Below are 22,644 nucleotides of genomic sequence, written 5' to 3' on the forward strand. Positions count from 1 at the left end.
CACGCACGGCCTGCCCGCCCCGGGTCGGCTGTGAGTGTCATGAGTCTTGTCGAACCGCGGCGCCGGGCTGGCCGGTGCGGGTCGTGCGCGCCATGGTCTGCGGACCAAGTGTGTTGACGCGCACGCCACCGAATCGCTCGGCGGCAGACTACTCCCTCAGGACGGCGCGCATTGTGCCCAAGGGCGGCGGGAGAGACAAGGGATCGGCGGAGTGTCGGTGCGCATGGCGCACCCTACGCAGGCGCTGGTGCTTCCCGTAGGGTGCGCCATGCGCACCATCCCGTCACGCGCGGCGCGCCGAATACACGCGGAAGCCGTCGCGTTCGGCCAGCACCGTGCAGGGGCCGAGGTGCTGCTCGATCAGCGGCGCGTAGCGCAGGAAACTGTTGGCCACCAGGCGCAGCTCGCCGCCGGGGCGCAGGTGGCGGGCGGCGTCGCGCAGCAGCTGCTCGGTGGCCTGGTAGTCGGTGTGCACGCCTTGGTGGAACGGCGGGTTGCTGACGATGGCGGCCAGCCCGGCCGGCGCATCCATGATGCCGCGGCCGGCCTGCACCTCGGCCTGCAGGCCGTTGGCGGCCAGGGTCAGGCGGCTGCTGGCCACCGCGAAGGCGTCGACGTCCAGCAGGTGCAGCCGGCTGTCCGGATAGCGGCGCTGCAGCGCGGCGCCGAGCACGCCGGCGCCGCAGCCGAAATCGAGCACTTCGCCCTGCGGCAGGCCGTCGAGGTGTTCGAGCAGCAGGCGCGAGCCGACGTCCAGGCGGCCGTGGCTGAACACACCGGGCAGGCTGACCACCTGCAGCTCGCCGTCCATCGTGGCCACCGGGTAGCGGCGGGCGAGGGTCTCCAGCTCCGGCGCCGCCGGGGTTTGCTCGACCGTCACCTGCCACAGCTGGCAGTGGCGCGCGCTGTCCAGCTTGCGCGGGCGGCCGAACGGCTCCAGCTGCTTCGCCGCGCGCTCGATGCCGGCGCGCTTCTCGCCGACCAGCCACAGCGGCGCGCCGGGGAGGCGTGCGGCCAGCGCGGCGAGCAGGTAGTCGGTCAGCTCGCGCGACTTGGGCAGGAACAGCACCGCGCCGGCGAACGCCTGCGCCGGCACCCGGGGGCCGAACTGGCAGCGCCCCGGATGGCGCGCCGCGACGGCGCTGTGCTCGTCCCAGTGCCAGCTCCAGCCATGGGCCTCGGGCAGTTCGCCGAGCAGGCCGTCGGCCGGCAGGCCGGCGAGCAGCACGGGGCCTGCGAACAGTTCGGCCTGACGCAACAGCACTTCGCTACGCGGATCCATGGACACCTCCGGAACAAAAGGGCGGGCAGATTAGGCAAAGGCCCGGCGGCTGGCAAATCCGCAAGCCGTAGGGTGCGCCGTGTGCACCATCAAGGCTGGGTGGTGCGCATAGCGCACCCTACGAGACCACCCGCATCGGCGCGTCGGCCAGGAAGGCCGCGGCGTTCTCCGCCAGCTGGCCGACGATGCGCTGGCGCGCCTCGCGGCTGCCCCAGGCGCTGTGCGGGGTGACGATCAGGCGCGGCACGTCCGGGGCGAGCAGCGGGTTGCCGTCCTTGGGCGGCTCGACGCTGAGCACGTCGGTGGCCGCGCCGCCCAGGTGGCCGGCGCGCAGGGCGTCGGCCAGCGCCTGCTCGTCGACCAGGCCGCCGCGCGCGGTGTTGACCAGGAAGGCGCCGGGTTTCATCAGGGCGATCTCGCGCGCGCCGATCAGGTTGCGTGTCTGCTCGGTCAGCGGGCAGTGCAGGGTCAGTGCATCGACCTGCGGCAGCAACTCGTCCAGCGGCAGGCGGCCGTCGTGGGCGGGACGGCCGGGCAGCAGGCCGAGCAGCACGCGCATGCCGAAGGCGCGCGCCAGCTGCGCCACCGCGCTGCCCAGCTCGCCGTGGCCGAGCAGGCCGAGGGTCTTGCCCTCCAGCTCGACGATGGGGAAGTCCAGCAGGCAGAACTGGCTGGCCTGCTGCCAGCGCCCGGCGCGCACCGCAGCCTGGTAGTCGGTGAGGCGGGTGGCCAGGGCGAGCAGCAGCATCAGGGTGTGCTGGGCCACCGACGGGGTGCCGTAGCCCTGGCAGTTGCACACGACGACGCCGTGGGCGCGGGCGGCGGCCAAATCGACGTTGTTGGTGCCGGTGGCTGCGATCAGCACCAGCTTCAGCTCGGGGCAGGCGGCGAAGGTGGCGGCGTCCAGCCTGACCTTGTTGCTGATCGCCACCTGCGCGCCCTCGAGGCGCTCGGCGACCTGCCCGGGGGCGGTTTGTTCGTGCAGCACCAGCTCGGCGAACACCGCGCGCAGCGGCGCCAGGTCGAGATCGCCGAGGTCGAGGGAGGGATGGTCGAGGAATACGGCTCGGGTCATGGGACTGTCCTTGCAGGCTGGGCGGGCGCCGTCCTGAGCCGGCGCGCTGTCATCGCCGCAGCCTAGCGGAAAGCGCCGCAGGCGTGCAGCCCGCGGCGTCCGTCCGCAACCCTCAGTCCAGCAGCTCGACCGCCACCGCGGTGGCCTCGCCGCCGCCGATGCACAGGGCGGCGACGCCGCGCCGGCCGCCGGTCTGGCGCAGGGCATTGAGCAGGGTGACGATGATCCGCGAGCCGGTGGAGCCGATCGGGTGGCCCTGGGCGCAGGCGCCGCCGTAGACGTTGACCTTCGCCGGGTCCAGGTCGTGCTCGCGGATCGCCAGCATGGTGACCATGGCGAAGGCCTCGTTGAGCTCGAACAGGTCGACCTCGTCTTTGCTCCAGCCGGTGCTGGCGAACAGCTTGGCGAGGGCGCCGACCGGCGCAAGGGTGAACTCGCCCGGCTCCTGGCTCTGGGTGGCGTGGCCAACGATCCGCGCCAGCGGCTTGAGCCCGCGCCGTGCGGCTTCCTCGGCGCTCATCAGCAGCAGCGCCGAGGCGCCGTCGGAGATCGAGCTGGAGTTGGCGGCGGTGATGGTGCCGTCCTTGCGGAACGCCGGCTTGAGGCCGGGGATCTTCTCCGGGCTGGCGGTCAGCGGCTGCTCGTCGTCCTTGACCGTCACCTCGCCCTTGCGGGTGGTCACCGTCACCGCGACGATCTCGGCGTCCAGCGCGCCGCTCTCGATGGCCGCCTGGGCGCGGCGCAGCGACTCGATGGCATAGGCGTCCATCGCCTCGCGGGTCAGGCCGTACTGGTCGGCGGTCTCCTGGGCGAACGAGCCCATCAGCCGGCCGCTGCGCGCATCCTCCAGGCCGTCGAGGAACATGTGGTCCTTGAGTTCGGCATGGCCCATGCGCAGGCCGGCGCGCGCCTTGTCCAGCACGTAGGGCGCGTTGGACATGCTCTCCATGCCGCCGGCGACCATCACCCGGTTGGTCCCGGCCTTGAGCAGGTCGTGGGCCAGCATCACCGCCTTCATGCCCGAGCCGCACAGCTTGTTGATGGTGGTGCAGCCGGTGGCGGTCGGCAGGCCGGCGGCAAGCGCCGCCTGGCGCGCCGGGCCCTGCTTGAGGCCGGCGGCCAGCACGCAGCCCATGATCACTTCGTCGACCTCGGCCGGCGCGACCCCGGCGCGTTGCACTGCGGCGCGGATGGCGGCGGCGCCCAGTTGCGGTGCGGAAAGGGCGGCCAGGCTGCCCTGGAAGCCGCCCATCGGGGTACGGACGGCGCTGACGATCACGATCTCGGACATCGGGTATTCCTCGCTGTTGGTTTTGTTGTTGCGGTGCACAAAAGACGAATCTACACCCTGCGCGGCGAACTGCAAACCTTCCGACGGGCGCGAGCAACCGGTGCAGGCCGCGCTTGTCGGATAATGCCCGCGCAGCGCAATGGCAGAGGAGAGAGGGTGTGGCGTGGTTGTCGACGAACGGGAAGCGGCTGGCCGCCGCGCTGGCCGCCGCGCTGGCCGGGCCGGCGCAGGCGCTGCCCTTCAATTTCGGGGGGCTGGAGGGACAGCTCGACTCCGAACTGACGCTGAGCACGCGCTGGGCCAGCGCGGATGCCGAGCGCGAGCTGATCGGCGCCGCCAACGGCGGCCGCGCGCCGGCGGCCAGCGGCGACGATGGCCGGCTCAACTTCAAGCGCGGCGAGACCTTCAGCAAGCGCCTCGCCGGCTGGCACGGCCTGGAGCTGAAGTCCGGCAATGCCGGGGCGTTCGTCAGCGCGCGCTACTGGTACGACTTCGAGCTGATGGACGAGGCGCGGCCGTTCGCCGAGGCCGACGCTGCCGGGGGCGCGCGCGGTGCGCAGGCCGCCGGCGCCGAATGGCTGGAGGCCTTTGTCTGGCACCGCCACGCGATTGCCGGCCAGCCCGGCCGCCTGCGTCTCGGCCGCCAGGTGCTGCGCTGGGGCGAGGGCGTGCTGATCCCCGGCGGCATCGACGTCATCAACCCCTTCGACGCGGCGATCTGGCGCCGTGCGGACGCGCCGCTCGCCGAGGGCCGCCTGCCGGTCAACCTGCTGCACGGCGTGCAGGCGCTGGGCGAGGCGCTGAGCGTCGAGGCCTTCTACCCGCTGGAATGGCGGCCGAGCACCCCGGACGACTGCGCCAGCTTTCTCGCCCGGGCCGACTACCTGGCCGACGGCTGCACCGCCCTGGCCCGCCCGCTGGGCGCGCCGCTGCCGCGCGGCGCCGACCGCGAACCCGGCGCCGGCGGCCAGTACGGCCTGGCCCTGCGCTACCACCACGCACCGCTGGCCACCGAGTTCGCCGCCTACCTGCTCGAGTACCACAGCCGCCTGCCGCTGGCCGGGCTGACGGGGGACGGCTACTTCCTCGCCTGGCCGGAGGACATCCGCCTGTACGGCCTCAGCTTCGCCACCACCCTGGCCGCCGGCAGCGTCTGGCGCGGCGAATTCAGTCACCGCCCCGACGCCCCACTGCAGCCGTCCATCGGCGACGGCCTGGCTGCCGGCGGCACACAGCCTGCCTGGCGCCGCGCGGCGGTCAGCCAGCTGCAGAGCAGCCTGGAGCACACCTTCGACGGCGTGCTGGGCGCCAGCCGGCTGACCCTGCTCGGCGAACTGGCAGGGATCCACACCGGCAGCCTGGACGGGCGCCTCGGCCGCGACCCGCTGTTCGGCCCCGGCCCGCAGGCCGCCGGCTGCGCGCTGCCGGCCGGCGCGACCACGCGCTACTGCGAGGATGCCGGCTTCACCACGCGCGACGCCTGGGGCTACCGCCTGCAGGCGCGCTGGGAGTACCCGCGCGCCATCGCCGGTATCGACCTGGCGCCGCATCTGTCCTGGGCCCACGACGTCGACGGCCATTCTCCGGTGCCCGAGGCGGTGTTCGTCGCGGGGCGCCAGGCGCTGACCCTGGGCGTCGAGGCCGACTACCGCGACAGCTGGCGCGCCGGCCTGAGCTGGACCAACTACTTCGGCGGCCGCTACAGCACACTGGCCGACCGCGACCGGCTCGATCTCGAGCTGGGACTGCGCTTCTGAAGCGAAATGCCGCACGTTGTGCCGGGCATCCGCCTTGACATGACCGGCTTATTGCAAAAAGCTCACGGAAGGCCGGCGCGGATATGCCGGCCCGCTCATTCACGTGAAGAAGAGACAAATCATGAAACGGATTCTGCTGGGCTCACTGTTCGCCGTCGCCTCCCTCAACGCCTTTGCCGAAGCTCCGGGCGGTCCGGGTTGCGGCTGGGGTAACATGCTGTTCGAGGGCCAGAAGGGCCTGCCGTCGCATCTGGTCGCCTCGATCACCAACGGCACCTCGGGCAACGCCACCTTCGGCATGACCTCCGGTACCAACGGCTGCTCCACCAAGGGCACCCTGACCTACGACGGCAAGTCGATGCTGGTGCTGAGCGGCATCATGACCGAGCTGTCCGAGGACATGGCCAAGGGCGAGGGCGAAGCCCTGACCACCTATGCCGTGGTGCTCGGGGTCAAGCCCGAGGACCGTGCCCACTTCGCCGCGGTGACCCACGAGCACTTCGCGGAAATCTTCACCTCCGCCGACGTGACCGCCGAGCAGGTGCATGCCGCCACCCTGGCCGTGCTCAAGCGCGACGAGCGTCTGGCCCAGTACGCCGGGAAGGCTTGAGCCCGCGGGCGGCCTCTGGCTGCCCCTTTCCCCCGGGTGCCCGCGCTGGCGGGCACCTCCGCATTCTCCCGCCGTTGACTGTCCATGCCGCGCCGCCTGTTCCCGCTGTTGCTGTCCGTCGCCTGCGCCGCCGCCGCGCAGGCCGCCCCGCAGATCGATTCCGTCCGCCTCGCGGCCCTGGCCGGCGATCCCTACTGGCTCGCCCTCGGCCACTACGAGAGCGGCAAGCTCGGCGGCTGGCGCAGCTACGTCGACGACGACGAATTCTTTCTCGCCGCCTCGGGGGCCACCGAGCCGGCCGCCGAACTGGGCGCCACGCTGGAGGCGCTGTATCGCGATCCGGCGCTGGGCGACCGCCATCCGCAATGCGTCTACCCGGCGCGCACCCGCTGGCTGCGCGAGCGGCTGGCGCTCACCGACCTGCCGGTGGTGGATTGCCCGGAGTATCGCGCCTGGTACGCCGACATCGACCCGCATTCCAGCGTGCTGGTGTTTCCGGCCGCCTATCTGAACAGCCCGTCGTCGATGTTCGGCCATACCCTGTTGCGCATCGACCCGCCCGGCAGCGAGGCCAACGGCACTGCGCTGCTCAGCTACGCGCTGAACTTCGGCGCCACCATCGAGGGCATGGACAACAGCATCCTGTACGCCTGGAAGGGCCTGATGGGCGGTTACCCGGGACTGTTCGCCCTGCTGCCCTATCGCGAGAAGATCGGCGAATACAGCCGCCTGGAAAACCGCGACCTGTGGGAGTACCGCCTCAACCTGACGCCCGAGGAGACCGGGCGCATGCTCGAGCACGTCTGGGAACTCAGGCAGATCCAGTTCGACTACTTCTTCTTCGACGAGAACTGCTCCTACCGCCTGCTCGAGCTGCTGGAGATCGCCCGCCCGGGGCTGCGCCTGACCGCCCAGTTCCCGCTCACCGCGATCCCCGCCGACACCGTGCGCGCGGTCAAGCGCGCCGAGCTGGTCGAGCGCATCGACTACCGCCCCTCCCGCGAGCGCGAGCTGCTGGCCCGCGCCACGCCGCTGGCGCCGGCCGAGCAGCTGTGGGTGCAGCAGCTGGCGGCGGACAGCGGGCAACTGCAGGCGGCCGACTACCAGGCCCTGCCGGAAGAGCGCCGCGCGCTGATCCAGGACGGCGCCTACCGCCTGGTGCGCTACCAGGTGGCCGGAGCCGAACGCGATCCGGACAGCGCCGCGCGCAGCTACCGCCTGCTGCAGGCGATCAACCACAATCCACCGCCGCGCCTGGACATCGCGCGGCCCGGCCTGCCCGAGGACGGCCACGACTCGCGCACCCTGCAGTTCGCCGTCGGCAGCCGCGACGAGCGCGCCTACGCCGAATACGGCCTGCGCATGGCCTACCACGACCTCAACGACAACCTGTACGGCTTTCCGCTCGGTGCGCAGATCGAGATCGCCCAGCTCAAGCTGCGCCAGTACGAGGGCAACCACTGGCAGCTGCAGCAGCTCGACCTTGCCGGCATCCGTTCCCTGACCCCGCGCACCCAGTTGCTCCAGCCGTGGTCCTGGCAGATCGCCGGCGGCCTGGAGCGGGTACCCGGCGTGGACGACGACCAGCGCCTGGTCGGCCACCTCAGTGGCGGCGGCGGCTTCACCTGGCAACTGGGCGACGGGCTGCTGGCCTTCGCCCTGGCCACGGCGCGCGTCGAGCACAATCGCGACTTCGCCGCCTGGCTCAGCCCGGCCGCCGGCTTCGACGGCGGCCTGCTGTGGCGCAATCGCGCCGGCAACCTGCTGCTCGAAGCGCGCGGCGACTATTTCCACAACGGCGAGGTGCGCCGCAGACTGGCGCTCGAGCAGCAGATCGAGCTCGGCCACAACCTCGGCCTGCGCCTGTCCGCCGAGCGCCAGTTCGGCCAGCGCGCCGCGCCGCAGAGCGAGGTCCAGGTACAGCTGCGCTGGTACTACTACTGACGGCCAGGCAGGCGCATGCAGCCCATTGCCCGCGCCAACAGCGGACTGACCGGGCCCGCAAGGCACTCATGCGAGGCTCCGGCAGCGGCGGCCCGCCCCGCGACGGGGCCGGGCCGTTGTGCGCTACCATAGGCGGATCGCGCAGACCCCCTTTCGGAGCTCCCGCCCCATGACCGTCCAGCCCGCCCTGATCCGCGAAACCTTCCCCGTCGGCCCCCTGCAGTGCAACTGCACCATCATCGGCGATCCGCTGACGAAGAAGGCCATCGTCGTCGATCCGGGCGGCGATCCCGAGCTGATCATGGCGCGTCTGGACAAGCACGGTCTCAAGCTGGTCAGCATCGTGCACACCCATGCCCACCTCGATCACTTCCTCGCTGCCGGGCAGATGAAGGAGCGCACCGGCGCCACCCTGCACCTGCATGAGGACGACCGTTTCCTGTGGGACAGCCTGGAGCTGCAGTGCCGCATGTTCGGCGTGCCCTACACCCCGGTGCCGGCGCCGGACCAGTACCTGCAGGACGACGAGGAGCTGGCCTGCGGCTGCGGCGTGGCGCTGCACACCCCGGGGCACACGCCGGGCTCGATGAGCTTCTGGTTCGAGGACGCCAAGCTGCTGATCGCCGGCGACACCCTGTTCCGCCGCGGCATCGGCCGCACCGACCTGTGGGGCGGCGACTACGCCACCATCGAGCGCTCGATCCGCCAGCGCCTGTACACCCTCGACGAGGAGGCGACCGTGATCACGGGCCATGGCCCGCAGACTACGCTGGGTGAGGAAATGCGCGAGAATCCGTTCATCCGCGCCTGAGGATGCCGGTCGTCGGGAATTTATCGCCGGCGCCGGCCTCTAAGGGTCATCTGCCCGCCGCTGGCGGGCCCGAGTCATCGTAAGGAGAGCCATCCATGAAACTGTCGAGTCGTCTGATCCTGTCCGCTGCCGCCCTGGCCGTGCTGAGCGGTTGTGCGCAGAACCCCTACCAGCAGCAGCCGGCTGGCGCGGACACCGGCATGAGCAAGACCGCCAAGTACGGTGGCCTGGGTGCCCTGGCCGGCGCCGCCGCCGGTGCACTGATCAGCCACGACGACCGTGGCAAGGGCGCGCTGATCGGCGCCGCCGTCGGTGGCGCCAGCGGTGCGGGCTACGGCTACTATGCTGACAAGCAGGAAGCCCAGCTGCGCCAGCAGATGCAGGGCACTGGCGTCGAAGTGCAGCGCCAGGGCGACAACATCCAGCTGATCATGCCGGGCAACATCACCTTCGCCACCGATTCGGCGGACATCTCCAGCGGCTTCTACTCCCCGCTGAACAACCTGGCCAGCTCGTTCAAGCAGTTCAACCAGAACAGCATCGAGATCGTCGGCCACACCGACAGCACCGGCGGCTACCAGTACAACATGGGCCTGTCGCAGCGCCGCGCGCAGAGCGTGGCCAACTACCTGATCTCCCAGGGCGTCGATCCGAGCCGGGTGACCACCCGCGGCGCCGGCCCGGACCAGCCGGTGGCCAGCAACGCCAGCGAGTCCGGTCGCCAGCAGAACCGCCGCGTCGAGGTGAACCTGCGCCCGCTGCCGGGCGCCCAGGGCGGCTACCAGCAGTAAGTCTGCGCACCGGCCCCGCGCCGGCGCGCGGGCGGAGAGGCGCTGCAGCGATGCAGCGCCTTTTTCGTGTCCGCTACTTTGGTCGCAAGGGCCTGCGACTTGCGCAGGGTTGTCGGCCGGCTGGCGCGGGGCGATGCTGCAAGCCATCCCCGCCGGACAGGCCAAGGCCCATGGACTGCGAATACCCCCGACTGCCGCGGCGCACCCTGCGGCTGGACAACGGCGTGACGGTCGCCCTCTACCACGAGCCGCAGGCCCGTCGCGTGGCGCTGGCGGCCAGCGTGGCGGCCGGCAGCTGCCACGAGCCGCCGGACTGGCCGGGGCTGGCGCACTTCCTCGAACATGCGCTGTTCCTCGGCAGCGCTGGCCACCCCGCGGTCGGCGCCTTCGCCGACTACGTGCACGGCCACGGCGGCCGCTACAACGCACGCACCCTGGGACTGCAGACCCTCTACTACCTGGAACTGCCGGCGCACCAGCTGGCGCCGGGGCTGGGCCGGCTGGCCGACCTGCTGGCCAGGCCGCTGCTGGACGCCGAGCGCCTGCGCGCCGAGCGCGAGGTGCTGGAGGCCGAATACCGGGCGCGCTGCGCCGACCCCGACAGCCAGCTGCACGGCGCCCTGGCCGCGCTGCTGGAACCCGCGCATCCGCTGGCGCGCTTCCAGGCCGGCAACCGCGACAGCCTGGACACCGACGATCCCCGCTTCCTCGCCGCGCTGCGCACCTGGCATGCCCGCCACTACCGCGGTCGCGGACTGCGCCTGCTGCTCGGCGGGCCGCAGCCGCTCGACGAGCTGGAGCGCCTGGCCCGCGAGCTGCTCGCCGCGCTGCCGGACGGGGAGCCGGCGCGGGAGGAGCCCTGGCCGCCGCTGTGGCCGGCCGGGCAGGGGGCGCTCGAACTGCTGCTGGAACAGCCGCAGGCGCTGCGGCGGCTGAGTCTGTGGCTGCCGCTGGCGCTGGACGCGCAGCGGCAGGATGGCCTGCTCGCCCTGCTGCGCGAGGCCGCCGGGCAGCCGGCGGCCGGCGGCCTGCTGGCCGAGCTGCGCGCGCGCGGCTGGGCGCAGCAGGTGGGCATCGACTGGCGGGACGGCGGCGCCGGCACGGGCCTGCTGGGCCTGCGCCTCGCGCTGGCGGACGGCGGCGAGGGCCGCGAGGCGCAGATCGCCGCGCTGTGCAGCGACTGGCTGCAGCGCCTCGCCGCTGCGCCGGCGCTGGCGCCGGACGCGCACGAGTGGGCGGCGCTGTGCTGCGAGCAGGCCTGGCAGGAGTTCGAGCTGGCGCCCATGGAGCGCGCCGCGCTGTGGCTGGAGCGCTGGCCGCGCCAGGGAGGCGGCGACTGGCAGCCGTGGTCCGCGCCGGGCACGCCCGCCGGGCTGCTGGCCGGGCTGGCGGCGGACCCGCAGCGGCTGATCCTGCAGGTCGCCCGCGCGCGCCTGGACGGCGGCGAGCCGACGCCCTGGTTTCCGGTGCGTCGCCGCGTGCGCCGGCTGGGCGGCCTGCCGGCCGTGGCGGCGCCGCGCTGGCAGGCGCCGCCGGCCAATCCCTTCCTCGCCCGTGGCGCCGCGGCGGCAGCGGCCGATGCCGACCCGGCGCTGCTGCGCCCCGGCCATGCCGCGCTGCTGCTGGCCTGGCGGCCGGGCGACGGCGGCGACCACCGGCTGACTGCCGAACTGGCCGAGGCGGCGCTGACCGCCTGCTGGGAGCAGGCGCTGCACGGCGCCGCCCGGCTCGGTCACGACTGGCAGGCGCTGCCGCGCCCGGGCTGGCTGCGGCTGTGCCTGAGCGGGCCGGCCAGCGGCCTGCCGGCGCTGCTCGAGCGCCTGCTGGCGGAACTGGCGGCGGGCGATCCGGCGCAGTGGCGGGCCGTCCTGCAGCGCCGCCGCGCCGAGGCGCAACGGCAACTGCTGCTGCGCCGCCTGCTGGCCCATCCGGCGGCACAGGGGCGCCTGGCGGAGCACGAGCTGGCGCCGCCGGCGCTCGACGGGCGGGACGATGGCGAACTGCGCCGCCGGCTGGCCGCCTTCCTCGCCGCCGGCGTGCGCCATGCCCGCGCGTTCGGCGGAGTGCCGCTGCCGGCGGACTTCGCGCCGGCCGCGGCGCAGCCCGTCGCCGCGCCGCGCTGGCTGGGTGGCGAACACCTGCAGCGCCTGGCGCTGGACGAGGGCGAGCACGCCGTGCTGCTGCGCCTGCTGGCGCCGCCCGGCGACGCCGAGCGGGAGGCGGCCTGGCGGCTGCTGGCGGTGCTGCGCCAGAGCGCCTTCTACCAGGCGCTGCGCGTCGAGCAGGGGCTGGGCTACGCGCTGTTCAGCCGTTTCCTGGCCGGGGAGGAGGGCGCCGAGCTGCAGTTCGGCGTGCAATCGCCGCATGCCGATGGCGCGCGCCTGCAGCAGGCGATCCGTGATTTCCTCGCCGGCAGCGCCGCCGCCCTGGCCGGGCTGGACGCGGCGCGCCTGGAGCCGGCCCGTGGCGCGGCCCTCGACGCCCTGCACGGCGGTAGCCGCCGCGCGCGCCTGCTGCAGGCCTGCGGCGACTGGCTGGGCGGGCGCGACACCGCGCACGTGCAGGCGGTCGACGCGGCGCTGCAGCGGCTCGCGCCGGCCGACCTGCAGCGCGCCGCCGCCGAGCTGGCGGCGGCGGAGTGGCGCTGGCTGCTCAGCCGCTGACGAACAGCTGCGGCAGCACGCCGAGCAGCAGGCTCATGCTGAAGAACGACAGCAGCGTGGTGAGCACCAGCGCCGCGGCGCAGCGCTCGCCCAGGCCGTACTGCTGGGCCAGCAGCGGGTAGACGGTGAACATCGGCGCGCTGGCGAACAGCAGGGCGGCGATCTTCAGTTCCGGCGCCACGCCGGGCACCAGGGCGAAGGCGACGTAGACCGCCAGCGGGTGCAGCACCAGTTTGCCCAGCGCCATCTGGCCGGCGTCCGCCAGCATGCCGGCGGGCCTGAGTCCGCACAGCGTGCCGCCGATGACGAACAGCGCCGCCGGCGCCGAGGCCTGGGCGAGCATCTCGACGGGGCGCAGCAGCATCGGCGGCAGGCGCAGCTCCAGCAGCGACAGGCCGAGGCCGACGAGGATGCCGATCAGCACCGGGTTCCTCGCCAGGCGGCGGGCGATCTCCAGCGCCACCCGGCGCGCCCCGCCGCCGTTCGGCCGGCCGGCCTCGGCCAGGGTCAGCGCCAGCGGCACCATCAGCAGGCTCTCCACCAGCATGCACAGCGCCATCGGCAGCGCCGCCAGCGGGCCGACCACCATCACCACCACCGGATAGCCGATGAAGCCGCTGTTCGAGGCCGACATGCCGAGGCCGCTCATCGCCGCGCCGGCCAGGCCCTCCCGGCGGCCCCAGCGCGCCAGCGCGAAGCCCGCGGCGAAGGCCGCCAGCGAGGCCAGGCCGTAGGCCAGCAGGTAGCCGGCGTTGAGGATTTCCTCCACCGGCCGGGTGGCCAGCGAATGGATCAGCAGGGCGGGCAGGGCGAAGTGGATGACGAAGCTGCCGATGCCGCGGATCTGCTCGCTGCCCAGCAGGCCGCCGCGCACGGACAGGTAGCCGAGGCCGATGAGCAGGAAGATGGGGGCGGTGATGGTGAGGATGTCGAACACAGCGGGCGTCTCTGGCGGCTGGAAGGGCCGCGGCAGAGCGGCCGGGACATTATCCGCAGGGCGCCGCGGCGCAGGGAAGCCCGACGGGCGATCAGCGCACGAAATGTTTCTAGAGAGCGCCCGCTTACTCCGAAAGCATCATGTGGCGTGCGGGAGTAGCACGACCTTCGCCCGACAGGGATGAGCGGCTTTCGGCGCGCGCCGTAGCGGCCTGCCAAAGCATGAGGTCTTCGCTGCCTGCGCAGAATACGGGGCGTCGCGGGTCGCTCCGGATAATCCGCTCGACTGTTGGATCAGGCAGTCGTCCTGACGCAAGCGGAGACAATGATGAACAAGAACAAAGCCTGCTACTCCCTCCTGGCGGCTGCCACCGCCCTGGCAATCAGCCTGCCGGCCTCGGCCGAGATCGTGCTGTACGACAAGAACGACACCACCTTCTCCACCGACGGCTACTTCAACGCCTTCTACGTCAACAGCGACGTGGACCGTGACGACAGCCTGAACCTCGACCGCAAGCAGTCGCGCGTGAAGATGGGCTTCCTGCCGAACTACATCGGCTTCAACTTCGGCAAGCAGGTCGACGGCCTCAAGCTCGGCGGCCGCTCCTCGTTCTGGGTGACCATCAACGACAGCGAACAGAACGGCACCGGCACCGCCATCGACGTGCGTCAGTTCTACGCCACCGCCTCCAGCCCGGAGTGGGGCGAGGTGCTGTTCGGCAAGGACTTCGGCCTGTTCGCCCGCTCCAACATCCTGCTCGACGAGCTGCTCGCCGGCTACGGCCAGGTCAGCGACACCCTGGGCCTGGTCGACGGCGGCGGCGTGTCCTTCGGCAACATCGGCAGCGGCTACCCGTATCCGTTCCCGACCTCGCAGATCACCTACCGTTCGCCGCTGATGAGCGGCCTGCGCATCGCCGCCGGCATCATGGACCCGGTCGACACCAACGACAGCAGCCCGACCGGCAAGGCCTACCAGGAAGCGCCGCGCTTCGAGACCGAGATCACCTACCAGTTCGAGGTCGGTGGCGCGCAGATCTACTCCTGGATCAACGGCATGCAGCAGACCTCGGAAAACACCGACAACACCGTCGCGGATGTCGACTCCACCGGCGTCGGCTACGGCGTGCAGGCCAAGATGGGCGGCCTGACCCTGAGCGCCTCGGGCTTCCAGGCCGAGGGCATCAACCCGTTCTTCACCAACAACCTGACCGAGCCGACCCTGCGCGAAGTCGACAGCGACGGCTACCTGCTGCAGGGTTCCTACCGCTTCGGCAAGAACCGCGTGGCGCTGTCCTACGGCAAGACCAAGGACGACGGCAACGGCCTGGGCACCGCGGCCGACTACGAGACCCGCGGCGTCGCCTTCTTCCGCGACATCAACGACAACCTCAAGCTGGTCGCCGAGGTCAACCAGTTCGAGATCGACGGCAAGAGCAACCCGGTCCTCGACGAGGATACCCGCACCTTCGCGGTGGGCGCGGTACTGGCCTTCTGAGCCCGTGCGCGGGCGGGAGCGAGACTCCGCCCGCGCCACCCCGGACTCCATATCGACTGCCGAAGAGGAAAGCCGCGAGGCTTTCCTCTTCGTGCTTGTGGGCAGCCCTGTCACGCACGGCGGCGGACCCGACCAAAGAGGGGGCGCGGCCAGTACCCAAGTAGCATTAGCCGCCCGCGCGCGCCTTTCTAGAATGACCCCGTCTGTCTGTTCTACCGTTCCGGAGGCGACGTGGAAGAAGATCTGAACGACGTCGTCCGCACGGCCCTGTCCGAATCCAGCGATGCGGAAAGCGTGGCCCAGGACCTGGCCCGCCAGCTGATGCATCCGCACCTGGGCTGCGTGCTGTTCTTCTGCAGCGCCGAATACGACCTGCCGGCGCTGGCCGCGGCGCTGGAGCAGTACTTCGGCGGCGTGCGCCTGGTCGGCTGCACCACCGCCGGCGAGATCACCCCCCAGGGCTACGGCCGCGGCTGCGTCAGCGCGGTCGGCTTCGACCACCGCAGCTTCTCCATCGCCGCCGCGCGCATCGACGCGCTGGACAGCTTCAGCCTGCTCGACGCCCAGCAGGTGGTCGCCCAACTGGTCGAGGAGTGCCGCGGCAGCCGCCTGGAGCCGGTGGCCGGGCACAGCTTCGCACTGACCCTGCTCGACGGCCTGTCCAGCCGCGAGGAGCTGGTGCTCTCGGCGCTGAACGCCGCCTTCGGACGCATTCCCCACTTCGGCGGCTCGGCCGGCGACGACAACCACCTGACCCGCACCCACGTCTACCACGACGGGCGCTTCCACACCGGCGCCGCGGTGGTGGTGCTGGTGCACACCGCGCTGGACTTCGAGGTGTTCACCACCCACCACATCCAGCCGCGTGAGGAGAAGCTGGTGGTCACCGCCGCCGACCCGGCCAGCCGCACCGTGTTCGAGCTCAACGCCGAGCCGGCCGCGCTGGAGTACGCGCGCCTGCTCGGCGTCGATCCGCGCCAGCTCGACCTCGAGACCTTCGCCCTGCACCCGCTGGCGGTGCGCCTCGGCGAGCAGTACTACGTGCGTTCGATCCAGCGGGTCAACGCCGATCTCAGCCTGACCTTCTACTGCGCGGTGGAGAACGGCATCGTCCTCACCGCCATGCAGCCGGGGCCGCTGCTGCCCAACCTGCAGGCGCTGTTCGACGGCCTCGAGCAGCGCCTCGGCCCGCTGCTGCTGACCATCGGCTGCGACTGCTTCCTGCGCCGCCTGGAGGTCGAGGCGCGCGGGCTGGCCGCCGACACCGCCGCCCTGCTGGTGAACCAGCGGGTGATCGGCTTCAACACCTACGGGGAGCAGTTCAATGGCATGCACATCAACCAGACCTTCACCGGAGTCGCCATCGGCCGCCCCGGACGGGGCCTGTGTCGCTGAGCTGCGCGAGCGGCTGGCCGAGCTCGAGGCACGCAACCGCAAGCTGGAGCGGATCAACGCCGCGCTGATCGAGCGCGTCGAGTCCTCCGGCCCGCAGGGCGCCGACGCCTATGCCGCCTTCCAGCACTCGGTGGTGCTCGCCGAGCAGGTGCGCGAGCGCACCGAGGCGCTGAACCGGGCGATGACCGAGCTGCAGACCAGCAACGCGCTGCTCAGCGAGGCGCGCGGCCGTGCCGAGACCGCCCACCAGCACCTGATCGACGCCATCGAGAGCATCTCCGACGCCTTCGTGCTGTTCGACCGCGAGCAGCGTATCCTGCTGTTCAACCGCCGCTTCCAGGCGCTGTGGGGCGACCTGCAGAAGCGCATCCGCCGCGGCATGCGCCTGACCGAGGTGCGCCGCCTGGCGATCAGCTCCGGGCTGGTGGTCGAGGAGCACAGTGGCGCCGACCAGGAACGCACCCTCTACCGCCTGCACGACGGCCGCTGGGTGCAGGTCAGCGAGCGGCCGACCCGCGAGGGCGGCCTGGTGATCCTCTACACCGACATCACCGAGGTGAAGATCCACGAGACCGCGCGCCGCGAGCAGGCGGTGGCGCAGAAGTCGCGCCTGCTGCAGCGCACCATGGACAACCTGTCCCAGGGCGTCGCGGTGATCAATGCCGAGGGCGAGCTGGAGCTGTGGAACGGCCGCTTCCTCGAGCTCTCCGGCCTGGCGCCGATCGAGGCGCACCGGCCGTTCGCCGAGGTGATGGCCGACAGCGAGCTGAGCCTGCTCACCCCCGACAGCCGCGACGAGCGCGGCCGCCCGCTGCGCGAGCGCGAGCAGCGCCTCGGCGACGGCCGCGTGCTGGAGGTGCGCACCCACCCGATGCCCACCGGCGGCTTCGTCAACACCTACACCGACATCACCGAGCGCTACCGCTACGCCGAGACCCTGCGCGAGAGCGAGCGCTGGGTGCGCCTGATCACCGACCAGGTGCCGGCGCTGATCGCCTACATCAGCGGCGAGCTCACCTACGAGTTCACCAATCGCGTCTACGACGAATGGTACGGCTGGCCGCGCGGCGCCATGCTCGGCCAGGCCATCCAGGCGGTGCACAGCGACGAGCACTGCCGCCTGCTCGAGCCGTACATCGAGCGCGCCTTCGCCGGCGAGAGCGTCACCTTCGAGGTGGCCGAGCGTAACCAGTCCGGCCAGGAGCGCTACATGCTGCGTTCCTACGTGCCCAACCGCCAGCCGGGCGGCGAGGTGCTCGGCATCTTCGTGCTGATCCGCGACATCACCGAGCGTCGGCGCACCGCCGAGGCGCTGCACCAGGCCTACCAGAACCTCGAGCGGCGCGTGCGCGAGCGCACCGCCGAGCTGACCGCAGTGAACAGCCAGCTGCGCGAGGAGATCGACGAGCGCGCCCGCGCCGAGGCGCGCCTGCGCGAGGCCAAGCGCGAGGCCGAGCAGGCCAACCTGTCGAAGACCAAGTTCCTCGCCGCGGTCAGCCACGACCTGCTGCAGCCGCTCAACGCCGCACGGCTGTTCACCAGCGCCCTGCTCGAACAGCCGGTGCCGGCGCCCAGCGCCGGGCTGATCCGCAACGTCAGCAACTCGCTGGAGGACGTGGAGAGCCTGCTCGGCACCCTGGTCGACGTGTCCAAGCTCGACGCCGGGGTGATCAAGCCCGACGTCGGTGCCTTCGCCGTCGCCGACCTGCTCGACAACCTGGCCGCCGAATACCGGCAGATCGCCGCCAGCGAGGGGCTGACCCTCGACTTCGTGCCCAGCTCGGCGCTGGTCAAGAGCGACACCCAGCTGCTGGCGCGGGTGCTGCGCAACTTCCTCAGCAACGCCATCCGCTACACCGCCAGCGGCCGCGTGCTGCTCGGCTGCCGGCGCCGTCCCGGCGGGCTGTCCATCGAGGTGTGGGACACCGGCGCCGGCATCGCCCCAGACAAGCTCGGCGAGATATTCCAGGAGTTCAAGCGCGGCGCCCCGGTGCGCGCCACCCAGGATCGCGGCCTGGGCCTGGGCCTGGCCATCGTCGAGAAGATCGTGCGCATGCTCGGCCACCGCATCCGCGTGTCCTCGCGCGAGGGCATCGGTTCCTGCTTCGCCGTCGAGGTGCCCTACGCGCGCAGCGTGGCGCGCCCGCGCGAGCAGAGCGAACTGCTGCCGCCGCCCGGCGAGCACCTGCAGGGCGCGCGGGTCTGGGTGGTCGACAACGACGCGGCGATCTGCGCCGGCATGCGCACCCTGCTGGAGGGCTGGGGCTGCAACGTGGTCACCGCGCTGTCCGGCGACGACCTCGCCCGCCAGGTCGACACCGTGCAGGGCGTGGCCGACATCCTGATCGTCGACTACCACCTCGACAACGGCCACACCGGCGCCGAGCTGGTCCAGGAACTCAACGCCCGGCGCAGCGTTCCGCTGCCGGTGCTGATGATCACCGCCAACTACAGCAACGACCTCAAGCAGCAGATGCGCGACCTCGGCCAGGTGCTGATGCACAAGCCGGTGCGGCCGATGAAGCTGAAGACGGCGATGAGCCATCTGCTGGAGCGGGGGAGGGGGTAGGGACGCCGTCGACGCGGAGCGCGACGGGAAGACGCCTGCAGTGCAGGACCTCGACTAGGCTGAGGTGGTCGTTCCTCCACCGTCCACAGGAGACGCAGCCCCATGCTCCCGACCTCCCTCAAGCGCGGCCTGGCGCTGGCCGCCCTGACCCTCGGCTGCAGCGCCTTCGCCCAGGCCGAGATGACCTTCTTCATCACCAGCACCGGCATGGGCAAGGGCGCCGATCTCGGCGGCCTGGCTGGCGCCGATGCGCACTGCCAGAAGCTCGCCGAGGCCGTCGGTGCCGGCGGCCACACCTGGCGCGCCTACCTCAGCGCCAGCGCCCGTGACGGCCAGCCGGCGGTGAACGCCCGCGACCGCATCGGCACGGGCCCCTGGCACAACGCCAAGGGCGAGTTGATCGCCCAGGACGTCGCCCAGTTGCACGGCGACAACCACCTGAACAAGGAAACCGGCCTGGACGAGCGCGGCATGCCGGTCAAGGGCCGTGGCGATGCACCGAACATGCACGACATCCTCACCGGTTCGCAGGCCGACGGCACCGCCTTCGCCGGCGCGGAGGACCGCACCTGCGGCAACTGGACCAGCAGCACCACCGGCGCGGCCATGGTCGGCCACCACGATCGCAAGGGCCTGGACGACAGTGCGCCAGCGCGCTCGTGGAACTCCTCGCACCCCTCGCGGGGCGGCTGCAGCAACGAGGCGCTGGCGTCGTCGGGCGGGGCGGGACTGCTGTACTGCTTCGCGGCGGATTGAGGAAGGGCGCCACGTCCGTGTGGCAGGGAGGAAGGCGGGGAGGTCTCAGCGGCGCAGGTAGGCGCTGAAGTCGATGTCGCCGGCGCTGAGGATGGCCTGCACGCGGTTGTGCACGCCGAGCTTGCGCAGGATGGCGGAGACGTGGGCCTTGACCGTGGTCTCGGCGATGTCGAGGTTGTAGGCGATCTGCTTGTTGGACTCGCCCTTGGTCATGCGTTCGAGCACCAGCAGCTGCTTGCGGGTCAGCGCCTGCAACAGCTCCGGCGGGATGCCCGGCTCCTCGTGGCTGGTGCGCCGCGGACTCTGCTTGCTAGAGCGGATGATGTCCGAGGGCAGGTAGACGTTGCCGTTGAGGATCTGCTCGATGGCCTCGGTCATCTGCGCGCGCGGCGAGGACTTGGTGATGAAGCCGACCGCGCCGTAGGTGATCGCCTGCAGGACGATCTGCTTGTCCTCCTCGGCGGAGACGATCACCACCGGGATGGTCGGCGCCTCGTTGCGCAGGGTGATCAGGCCGTTGAGGCCGTGCATGCCGGGCATGTTGAGGTCGAGCAGGATCAGGTCGAGGTCGTCGTGTTCCTGGGTCAGGCTCAGGGCGCTGTCGAGGTCGGAGGTTTCCATCACCTCGCTGTCCGGGAAGCCGTCGGCGATGACGTTGTGGATCGCCTCGCGGAACAGCGGGTGGTCATCGGCGATGAGGATCTTGTACATGGCCTTCACCTGGATTCTTGTCGTTGTCGAATGGGGTGCCGGCTCAGGGCAGCGGCTCGGGGGTGGCGGCCTGCACCGGCAGTCCGGCCTGTTGCCAGGCGTCGATGCCGTCACGGTACCAGTACAGCCGGGTGTAGCCCAGCGCGGCGGCACGCCTGCTGGCGTTCCACGACAGCCAGCAGTCGGACTTGCAGTAGAGCACCAGTGGCCGGGCGCGGTCGCCGCCGCTGGCCCGCTCCAGGTAGTGGGCGAAGTAGTCCAGCCACTGCGCCTCGGGCCGGCCCTCGCCGACGTTGGCCAGCCACAGGCTGCCGGGGATGTTGTGGTGGGGTTCGTCGCTGGCGAAGCGGCCATGCAGCCAGGGACGGCGGAACACGTCGATCAGCACCGGCGGCTGGTCGCTGGCGAGCAGCTGCTGCAGGGTGGCGGTATCGATGGTCTGCGCACCTTTCACGCTGGCCGGCGTGGGGCTGCGGTAGCGGTCCAGGCGGTAGCCATCGGTGGAGAACAGCGCTTCCTCGCCGGCCTGGGCGGGCAGCAGGCCCAGAAGCAGCGGCAGACAGAGCATGGCGGCGAGCAGTCGCGACATGGCAGGGTTATCCCTTGTTGTTTGCGACTATTTATCGGTCAGGCGCAGTGCTTTGGGAATCCTGCGATAGGGGGCAAGGGGCGCTACCAAAGTAGTAATCAGGGCAGGCCCGCTCCCAGGAAGCGCCCGGTGACGGCCTTGCCGCCGTGGATTCAGGTCGACGGCGTGGCCTGTCGGCGCCCGGCGTCGAGCAGCGCCAGCCCGGCGAGCAGGCCGAGCGCGTACAGCGCATCCGTGCCGAGCATGGCCAGCACCGCCGCGCAGAGCAGGCCGGCGAGCGCGGCGACGATCCGCCAGACGCCGCGCAGCAGCACCACGCCGGCGGCCATGCTGAGCAGGTAGACCAGCACGAAGTTGCCGTTGGCATAGCGGATCAGCTCGTCGGTGGACAGCTGCAGCAGGGCGGCGCCGACCGCGCACAGCGCGCAGGCCAGCACCACCAGCAGCAGCGCGGTGCCGGGCATGCCGTGGCGGTTGCGCCGCGCCAGGGCGGCGGGCAGCTTGCCCTCGTCGGCCAGGCTCCAGATCAGCCGGGCGAAGCCCTGCACGTAGACGTTCATCGAGGCGAAGCAGGCCAGGTAGCCGACCACTGCGACCAGCAGCTTGGCCTGCGGGCCGAGCAGCCGCTCCAGCAGCCAGGGCAGCGAGGTGGCGTTGCGTTGCGCGTCGCCGTAGGCGTCGAAGCTCAGCACCGCCGCCGAGCAGGCCCAGTACACCAGGCCGGCGAGCAGCACGCCGAGCAGCAGCGCCAGCGGGAAGTCGCGGCGCGGGTTGCGGAACTCCTCGCCCAGGTGGGTGAAGGCCTCGATGCCGACGAAGCACCAGAACATCACCGCCAGCGCCGCCGGAATGCGCGACCAATGCTCGCCGAGCGGCGGCAGCAGCGGATGGTCGGCGCGCGGCAGCTCGCCGGCCCACCAGATCAGCGCCACGGTGGCGAGGATGGCCAGGGCGATCAGCCCCTGCACGATGCCGGAGGCGCGCGCCGGGCGCTGGCCGAGGGCCAGCATGGCGGCGAGGGTGGCCAGCTGGATGGCGAGGATCGCGCCGCGGTCGAGGTCGAACAGCGCCTGCCAGAAGCCGGTGGCGATCTGCAGCGCCGCCGGCAGGCCGACCGGCAGCACGGCGAGGAACATGAAGGCCACCAGCCGCTCCAGGCGGGCGCCGAAGGCGCGGCCGATCAGGTGCGGCGCGCCGCCGGCGTGGGGGAAGCGCCGGCCCAGCTGGGCGAAGGTGAAGGCCACCGGCAGCACCAGCACGATGAGCAGCAGCCAGGCCCACAGCGAGGCCGGCCCGGCCGCGGTGGCGGCCAGCGCCGGCACGGCGAAGATGCCGGTGCCGAGCAGCGAGGTGCTGAGCAGGGCGATGCCCTGCAGCAGGCCCAGTTCCTTGTTCAGACGACTCATGGGGTATGCTCGCACGCCTTGGTAGAGGCGCCATCATAGGCGTCCGCCCGCTCCGGCGCCGCCGGCGAACCGCCGTGTTTGACCGGCACATCGCCGCCTTTGCCCGTCAAACTGCCTGTTGTCGAGATACCCGCATGGACAAGTTCGATCGCCAGATCATCGCCCTGCTGCGCGAGGATGCGCGCACCCCCATCAGCCAGATTGCCCGTATGGTCAACCTGTCGCGCTCGGCGGTGGGCGAGCGGGTGCGCCAGCTGGAGCAGAGCGGGGTGATCCGCGGCTATCACGCCCAGGTGAGCGATCCGGCCGGCACCGGGGTCAAGGCCTATCTCGAACTGTTCTACAAGGACAGCCGCTGCCAGGAGTACGTCGAGCGCCTGCGCGGCTTCGCCGAGGTGCGCCAGTGCTGCGGGATCAGCGGTGAGACCGACATGATCGTGCTGGTCGAGGCGCCGAGCATGGCCCGGCTCAGCGAAGTGCGCGCCGAGATCGAGCGCTTCCCCGGCATCCAGCGGATCAAGACCCACGTGGTGGTGCAGGAGTGGGCGATGTAGCGCCGC

18 protein-coding genes are annotated in these 22,644 nt (G+C 71.6%); 11 read left to right on the forward strand and 7 right to left on the reverse strand.

Annotation, left to right across the window (positions count from 1 at the left end; translation table 11 throughout):
* Window positions 1–283: 283 nt before the first annotated feature.
* The 3 genes from SK095_RS18785 to SK095_RS18795 all read right to left on the reverse strand — a co-directional run bounded on the left by SK095_RS18785 (window position 284) and on the right by SK095_RS18795 (window position 3,648).
* Complete coding sequence (locus tag SK095_RS18785) at window positions 284–1,282, reverse strand: class I SAM-dependent methyltransferase (protein WP_320547130.1); 999 nt, start codon at window positions 1,280–1,282, stop codon at window positions 284–286.
* Between the two features lie 118 nt (window positions 1,283–1,400).
* A complete protein-coding gene (locus SK095_RS18790; protein ID WP_320547131.1) occupies window positions 1,401–2,357 on the reverse strand; it encodes a 2-hydroxyacid dehydrogenase in 957 nt (318 codons plus the stop codon).
* Window positions 2,358–2,469: 112 nt separating this feature from the next.
* The gene (locus SK095_RS18795; protein ID WP_320547132.1) at window positions 2,470–3,648 is read right to left on the reverse strand and encodes an acetyl-CoA C-acyltransferase; all 1,179 of its coding nucleotides are present in this window, start codon (window positions 3,646–3,648) and stop codon (window positions 2,470–2,472) included.
* 167 nt (window positions 3,649–3,815) lie between these two features.
* Between SK095_RS18795 and SK095_RS18800 the strand changes: the two genes are divergently transcribed.
* The 6 genes from SK095_RS18800 to pqqF all read left to right on the forward strand — a co-directional run bounded on the left by SK095_RS18800 (window position 3,816) and on the right by pqqF (window position 12,224).
* Complete coding sequence (locus tag SK095_RS18800) at window positions 3,816–5,405, forward strand: DUF1302 domain-containing protein (RefSeq protein ID WP_414153860.1); 1,590 nt, start codon at window positions 3,816–3,818, stop codon at window positions 5,403–5,405.
* Window positions 5,406–5,526: 121 nt separating this feature from the next.
* Window positions 5,527–6,015, forward strand: a complete 489-nt coding sequence (locus tag SK095_RS18805) for a DUF3015 domain-containing protein (protein ID WP_320547134.1) — start codon at window positions 5,527–5,529, stop codon at window positions 6,013–6,015.
* Window positions 6,016–6,099: 84 nt separating this feature from the next.
* Entirely contained in the window at window positions 6,100–7,959 is a 1,860-nt protein-coding gene (locus tag SK095_RS18810) for a DUF4105 domain-containing protein (protein ID WP_320547135.1), read from the forward strand.
* Window positions 7,960–8,128: 169 nt separating this feature from the next.
* The gene (locus SK095_RS18815; protein ID WP_320547136.1) at window positions 8,129–8,770 is read left to right on the forward strand and encodes an MBL fold metallo-hydrolase; all 642 of its coding nucleotides are present in this window, start codon (window positions 8,129–8,131) and stop codon (window positions 8,768–8,770) included.
* 95 nt (window positions 8,771–8,865) lie between these two features.
* A complete protein-coding gene (locus SK095_RS18820; RefSeq protein WP_320547137.1) occupies window positions 8,866–9,561 on the forward strand; it encodes an OmpA family protein in 696 nt (231 codons plus the stop codon).
* 170 nt (window positions 9,562–9,731) lie between these two features.
* Entirely contained in the window at window positions 9,732–12,224 is a 2,493-nt protein-coding gene (gene pqqF / locus SK095_RS18825; protein WP_320547138.1) for a pyrroloquinoline quinone biosynthesis protein PqqF, read from the forward strand.
* Here pqqF and SK095_RS18830 read toward each other — a convergent pair.
* Window positions 12,214–13,161 carry an AEC family transporter gene (locus SK095_RS18830; protein ID WP_320547139.1) on the reverse strand — a complete coding sequence of 316 codons (948 nt, stop codon included), beginning with the start codon at window positions 13,159–13,161 and terminating at the stop codon, window positions 12,214–12,216. The genes pqqF and SK095_RS18830 overlap by 11 nt on opposite strands.
* 324 nt (window positions 13,162–13,485) lie before the next feature.
* Between SK095_RS18830 and SK095_RS18835 the strand changes: the two genes are divergently transcribed.
* The 4 genes from SK095_RS18835 (at window position 13,486) to SK095_RS18850 (ending at window position 19,378) form a co-directional block, all read left to right on the forward strand.
* Window positions 13,486–14,658 carry a porin gene (locus tag SK095_RS18835; RefSeq protein WP_136490689.1) on the forward strand — a complete coding sequence of 391 codons (1,173 nt, stop codon included), beginning with the start codon at window positions 13,486–13,488 and terminating at the stop codon, window positions 14,656–14,658.
* A 231-nt stretch (window positions 14,659–14,889) separates the two neighbouring features.
* Entirely contained in the window at window positions 14,890–16,053 is a 1,164-nt protein-coding gene (gene nosP, locus SK095_RS18840) for a nitric oxide-sensing protein NosP (protein ID WP_320547140.1), read from the forward strand.
* Complete coding sequence (nahK, locus tag SK095_RS18845) at window positions 15,983–18,622, forward strand: hybrid sensor histidine kinase/response regulator NahK/ErcS' (protein WP_136490688.1); 2,640 nt, start codon at window positions 15,983–15,985, stop codon at window positions 18,620–18,622. The genes nosP and nahK overlap by 71 nt, the downstream gene beginning before the upstream one ends.
* Window positions 18,623–18,724: 102 nt before the next feature.
* Entirely contained in the window at window positions 18,725–19,378 is a 654-nt protein-coding gene (locus tag SK095_RS18850; protein ID WP_201485107.1) for a hypothetical protein, read from the forward strand.
* A gap of 45 nt (window positions 19,379–19,423) precedes the next feature.
* On the opposite strand, the gene SK095_RS18855 is transcribed toward SK095_RS18850, so the two are convergent.
* The 3 genes from SK095_RS18855 to yjeH all read right to left on the reverse strand — a co-directional run bounded on the left by SK095_RS18855 (window position 19,424) and on the right by yjeH (window position 22,084).
* A complete protein-coding gene (locus tag SK095_RS18855; RefSeq protein WP_136490686.1) occupies window positions 19,424–20,089 on the reverse strand; it encodes a response regulator transcription factor in 666 nt (221 codons plus the stop codon).
* A gap of 43 nt (window positions 20,090–20,132) precedes the next feature.
* On the reverse strand, window positions 20,133–20,678 hold the full coding sequence (locus SK095_RS18860) for a PQQ-dependent catabolism-associated CXXCW motif protein (protein ID WP_320547141.1): 546 nt from the start codon (window positions 20,676–20,678) through the stop codon (window positions 20,133–20,135).
* Between the two features lie 152 nt (window positions 20,679–20,830).
* A complete protein-coding gene (gene yjeH, locus SK095_RS18865; protein WP_320547142.1) occupies window positions 20,831–22,084 on the reverse strand; it encodes an L-methionine/branched-chain amino acid transporter in 1,254 nt (417 codons plus the stop codon).
* 134 nt (window positions 22,085–22,218) lie between these two features.
* Here yjeH and SK095_RS18870 point away from each other — a divergent pair, with 134 nt between their 5' ends.
* Complete coding sequence (locus tag SK095_RS18870) at window positions 22,219–22,638, forward strand: Lrp/AsnC family transcriptional regulator (RefSeq protein WP_320547143.1); 420 nt, start codon at window positions 22,219–22,221, stop codon at window positions 22,636–22,638.
* The last annotated feature ends 6 nt before the right edge of the window (window positions 22,639–22,644 follow it).

Source organism: Pseudomonas sp. AN-1, from assembly GCF_034057115.1.
Classification (GTDB): Bacteria; Pseudomonadota; Gammaproteobacteria; order Pseudomonadales; family Pseudomonadaceae; genus Geopseudomonas.